The organism is Mesorhizobium sp. M1A.F.Ca.IN.020.06.1.1 (assembly GCF_004023265.1).
In the GTDB taxonomy this organism is placed as follows: Bacteria; Pseudomonadota; Alphaproteobacteria; order Rhizobiales; family Rhizobiaceae; genus Mesorhizobium.
On the sequence record NZ_RZSR01000956.1, the window covers coordinates 1 to 2,260 of the forward strand.

3 protein-coding genes are annotated in these 2,260 nt (G+C 62.5%); all 3 read left to right on the top strand.

Annotated elements, in window-relative coordinates; genetic code table 11:
* Positions 1-244: ribose-5-phosphate isomerase A (locus EOA60_RS29505; protein ID WP_206628312.1), on the top strand; the 244-nt coding region annotated here is incomplete at its 5' end.
* The gene (locus tag EOA60_RS29510) at positions 231-866 is read left to right on the top strand and encodes a DUF2059 domain-containing protein (protein WP_095777683.1); all 636 of its coding nucleotides are present in this window, start codon (positions 231-233) and stop codon (positions 864-866) included. The genes EOA60_RS29505 and EOA60_RS29510, both read left to right, overlap by 14 nt.
* Positions 867-981: 115 nt before the next feature.
* Positions 982-2,260, top strand: a 1,279-nt coding sequence (gene gor, locus EOA60_RS29515; RefSeq protein WP_128312366.1) for a glutathione-disulfide reductase, incomplete at its 3' end; no start/stop codon positions are given.

Here is a 2,260-nt window from a genome sequence, read left to right on the forward strand (position 1 = left end):
ATTGAGGATGACGGGGGGGCAGCCATTTGTTACAGACGGCGGCCACTTTATCCTCGATGCATCTTTTGGCCGCATTCCGGATACAAGAGCGCTTTCGAATGCTCTCTTCGCCATTCCAGGCGTTGTCGAGCACGGTCTATTCATCGGGCTGGCGTCAACCGCCGTCATCGCCGGCGGCGACGGCATCCAAACCGTCCATGCCGCCCGAAAACCAGGGAGTTCTATCGACCATGATGTTGCATAAACGGGTTCGCCGCCTTTCGACCATTCTGGCGGCCTCAGCGGTGCTTGCGCTGTCCTCGCCGGCGTTTTCGCAGGATATCAGCGAATCGCATCTGAAGGCCGCACGGGCCGCAGTTGCGGCTATCCACGCTACCGACCCGTTCGACAATATCCTGCCGCAGGCGGCGGCCGCGCTTGAGAACCAGCTGATCCAGAAGAACCCCGACATGCAGGAACTGATCGGCAAGACGGTCACCGAAAAGGCCATGGGCTTGGCGGCGCGCCGCGCCGACCTGGAGAAGGAGGCGGCGCTCGCCTACGCCAAGGTGTTTTCCGAAAAGGACCTCAACGATATCGCCACTTTCTACAGCTCGGAAGCCGGCAAGAAGCTGCTCGACAGCGGCCCGGCGGTCACGCGCGACCTGGTGAAGGCGGCAGACATTTGGCAGAACGGGGTCGCCCGCGACCTCGCCCAGCAGGTCGGCGAAACGCTCGCCGCCGCCGCAAAGGCCGCGGCTCCTGCCAAGCCTGCGAAGGATGCGGCCGCTCCTGCCGACGGCTCCGCTCCTGCCGATAATTCGGCGCCTGCAGACGACCAGGCTCCTGCCGACAACTCGGCTCCTGCCGACAATTCGCAGAACTGATCCGTTTCAAGCGGCCGACGGCCGACTTGACCAGAAGAGCCCGGATTTCCGGGCTTTTCTTTTGCCTGCTGTCCGCCTACCTGTGACACACTTCCATTGCGCAGGAGTCCTTTCGATGGCCGGTTACGACTATGATCTCTTCGTCATCGGCGGCGGCTCCGGCGGGGTGAGGGCGGCCCGTGTGGCCGCCTCGCTCGGCAAGCGCGTCGCCATTGCCGAGGAGTATCGCTATGGCGGTACTTGCGTCATCCGCGGCTGCGTGCCGAAGAAACTTTATGTCTATGCCTCGCAATTCCCCGAACATTTCGCCGATGCCGCCGGCTATGGCTGGATGGTGCCCGAGGCAAGCTTCGACTGGCCGACGCTGGTCGCCAACAAGGACAAGGAGATCGCCAGGCTGGAGGCGATCTACAAGAGGAATGTCGAAGGTGCGGGCGGCGAGGCCTTCCACTCGCGCGCCGTGCTGGTCGATCCACATTCCGTCTATCTCACTGCCGAAGACCGCACCGTCAGCGCCGACCAGATCCTGATCGCCACGGGCGGCCGTCCGGCTCCGCACCCGGCGCTTTCCGGCCACGAATATTGCATCTTCTCCAACGAAGCCTTCGATCTCAAGGAATTGCCGAAGGCGATCATGATCGAGGGCGGCGGCTATATCGCCGTCGAATTCGCCAACATCTTTCATGGACTGGGCGTCGACACCACGCTGGTCTACCGTGGCCAAGAAATTCTTTCGCGCTTCGATATGGACCTTCGCCGCTCGCTGCACGAGACAATGGAGAAGAAGGGGATCAGGATCCTCTGCCGTTCGATCTCGGAATGGGTGCGCAAGACCGCTGAAGGCAGACTGGACGTGCTGCTCTCCAGTGGTCAGACGCTGACCGTCGACCAGGTCATGCTGGCGATCGGCCGCATCCCGAACACGGAGAATATGGGCCTCGAAGGCGTCGGCGTTGAGCTCGGCAAGACCGGCGCGATCATCGTCGATGAATTTTCCCGCACCAGCATCGACAATATCTGGGCGATCGGCGACGTCACCCACCGCGTGCAACTGACGCCGGTCGCCATCCACGAAGCGATGTGTTTCATCGAGACAGCCTTCAAAGGCAATCCGACAGCGCCAGACCATGATACCATTCCGACGGCCGTGTTTTCGCAGCCCGAGATCGGCACCGTCGGCTTGTCCGAGGACGAGGCGGTCAAGCGCTTCCCGGACATCGAGATCTATCGCGCGTCTTTCCGTCCCATGCGGCACACGCTGTCGGGCCGTGACGAAAAGATGCTGATGAAGCTGGTGGTCGACGGCGCGTCGCGGAAAGTGCTCGGCGCCCATATCCTGGGACCGGACGCCGGCGAGATGGCGCAGCTGCTCGGCATTCCGCTGAAGGCGGGGC

What these genes read in the sequence shown, in the direction of transcription:
- EOA60_RS29510 (WP_095777683.1), top strand. Translation starts at nt 231, where the DNA reads ATGATGTTGCATAAACGGGTTCGCCGCCTTTCGACCATTCTGGCGGCC.